Annotated in this window: 1 rRNA gene; it reads left to right on the top strand. The window is 52.9% G+C overall.

The features are described from left to right. The first annotated feature begins 79 nt into the window (after window positions 1-79). A 23S ribosomal RNA gene (locus NQS30_RS21240) occupies window positions 80-3,009 on the top strand. Window positions 3,010-3,047 lie beyond the last annotated feature (38 nt).

Here is a 3,047-nt window from a genome sequence, read left to right on the forward strand (position 1 = left end):
TGTTCTTTGAAAACTAGATAACAGAAGTAATTCACATTCAATTAGTAATGCAAGATATCACGTAGTGATTCTTTTTAACGGTTAAGTTAGAAAGGGCGCACGGTGGATGCCTTGGCACTAGGAGCCGATGAAGGACGGGACGAACACCGATATGCTTCGGGGAGCTGTAAGCAAGCTTTGATCCGGAGATTTCCGAATGGGGAAACCCACCACTCGTAATGGAGTGGTATCCATATCTGAATACATAGGATATGAGAAGGCAGACCCGGGGAACTGAAACATCTAAGTACCCGGAGGAAGAGAAAGCAAATGCGATTCCCTGAGTAGCGGCGAGCGAAACGGGACCAGCCCAAACCAAGAGGCTTGCCTCTTGGGGTTGTAGGACACTCTGTACGGAGTTACAAAGGAACGAGGTAGATGAAGAGGTCTGGAAAGGCCCGCCATAGGAGGTAACAGCCCTGTAGTCAAAACTTCGTTCTCTCCTGAGTGGATCCTGAGTACGGCGGAACACGTGAAATTCCGTCGGAATCCGGGAGGACCATCTCCCAAGGCTAAATACTCCCTAGTGACCGATAGTGAACCAGTACCGTGAGGGAAAGGTGAAAAGCACCCCGGAAGGGGAGTGAAAGAGATCCTGAAACCGTGTGCCTACAAGTAGTCAGAGCCCGTTAACGGGTGATGGCGTGCCTTTTGTAGAATGAACCGGCGAGTTACGATCCCGTGCAAGGTTAAGCAGAAGATGCGGAGCCGCAGCGAAAGCGAGTCTGAATAGGGCGAATTGAGTACGTGGTCGTAGACCCGAAACCAGGTGATCTACCCATGTCCAGGGTGAAGTTCAGGTAACACTGAATGGAGGCCCGAACCCACGCACGTTGAAAAGTGCGGGGATGAGGTGTGGGTAGGGGTGAAATGCCAATCGAACCTGGAGATAGCTGGTTCTCTCCGAAATAGCTTTAGGGCTAGCCTCAAGGTAAGAGTCTCGGAGGTAGAGCACTGATTGGACTAGGGGCCCCTACCGGGTTACCGAATTCAGTCAAACTCCGAATGCCGATGACTTATCCTTGGGAGTCAGACTGCGAGTGATAAGATCCGTAGTCGAAAGGGAAACAGCCCAGACCGCCAGCTAAGGTCCCAAAGTATACGTTAAGTGGAAAAGGATGTGGAGTTGCTTAGACAACCAGGATGTTGGCTTAGAAGCAGCCACCATTTAAAGAGTGCGTAATAGCTCACTGGTCGAGTGACTCTGCGCCGAAAATGTACCGGGGCTAAACGTATCACCGAAGCTGCGGACTGTTCTTCGAACAGTGGTAGGAGAGCGTTCTAAGGGCTGTGAAGCAAGACCGGAAGGACTTGTGGAGCGCTTAGAAGTGAGAATGCCGGTATGAGTAGCGAAAGAGGGGTGAGAATCCCCTCCACCGAATGCCTAAGGTTTCCTGAGGAAGGCTCGTCCGCTCAGGGTTAGTCGGGACCTAAGCCGAGGCCGAAAGGCGTAGGCGATGGATAACAGGTTGATATTCCTGTACCACCTCCTCACCATTTGAGCAATGGGGGGACGCAGGAGGATAGGGTAAGCGCGGTATTGGATATCCGCGTCCAAGCAGTTAGGCTGGGAAATAGGCAAATCCGTTTCCCGTGAAGGCTGAGCTGTGATGGCGAGCGAATTATAGTAGCGAAGTTCCTGATTCCACACTGCCAAGAAAAGCCTCTAGCGAGGTGAGAGGTGCCCGTACCGCAAACCGACACAGGTAGGCGAGGAGAGAATCCTAAGGTGATCGAGAGAACTCTCGTTAAGGAACTCGGCAAAATGACCCCGTAACTTCGGGAGAAGGGGTGCTCTGTTAGGGTGCAAGCCCGAGAGAGCCGCAGTGAATAGGCCCAGGCGACTGTTTAGCAAAAACACAGGTCTCTGCGAAGCCGTAAGGCGAAGTATAGGGGCTGACGCCTGCCCGGTGCTGGAAGGTTAAGAGGAGCGCTTAGCGTAAGCGAAGGTGCGAATTGAAGCCCCAGTAAACGGCGGCCGTAACTATAACGGTCCTAAGGTAGCGAAATTCCTTGTCGGGTAAGTTCCGACCCGCACGAAAGGCGCAACGATCTGGGCACTGTCTCAACGAGAGACTCGGTGAAATTATAGTACCTGTGAAGATGCAGGTTACCCGCGACAGGACGGAAAGACCCCGTGGAGCTTTACTGCAGCCTGATATTGAATGTTGGTACAGCTTGTACAGGATAGGTAGGAGCCTTGGAAACCGGAGCGCCAGCTTCGGTGGAGGCATCGGTGGGATACTACCCTGGCTGTATTGACCTTCTAACCCGCCGCCCTTATCGGGCGGGGAGACAGTGTCAGGTGGGCAGTTTGACTGGGGCGGTCGCCTCCTAAAAGGTAACGGAGGCGCCCAAAGGTTCCCTCAGAATGGTTGGAAATCATTCGCAGAGTGTAAAGGCACAAGGGAGCTTGACTGCGAGACCTACAAGTCGAGCAGGGACGAAAGTCGGGCTTAGTGATCCGGTGGTTCCGCATGGAAGGGCCATCGCTCAACGGATAAAAGCTACCCCGGGGATAACAGGCTTATCTCCCCCAAGAGTCCACATCGACGGGGAGGTTTGGCACCTCGATGTCGGCTCATCGCATCCTGGGGCTGTAGTCGGTCCCAAGGGTTGGGCTGTTCGCCCATTAAAGCGGTACGCGAGCTGGGTTCAGAACGTCGTGAGACAGTTCGGTCCCTATCCGTCGCGGGCGCAGGAAATTTGAGAGGAGCTGTCCTTAGTACGAGAGGACCGGGATGGACGCACCGCTGGTGTACCAGTTGTTCTGCCAAGGGCATCGCTGGGTAGCTATGTGCGGACGGGATAAGTGCTGAAAGCATCTAAGCATGAAGCCCCCCTCAAGATGAGATTTCCCATTCCGCAAGGAAGTAAGATCCCTGAAAGATGATCAGGTTGATAGGTCTGAGGTGGAAGTGTGGCGACACATGGAGCTGACAGATACTAATCGATCGAGGACTTAACCAATTTGAATGTATGCTTACTGTTATCTAGTTTTGAGAGAA

This window comes from Bacillus sp. B1(2022), assembly GCF_040259625.1.
In the GTDB taxonomy this organism is placed as follows: domain Bacteria; phylum Bacillota; class Bacilli; order Bacillales; family Bacillaceae; genus Bacillus; species Bacillus velezensis.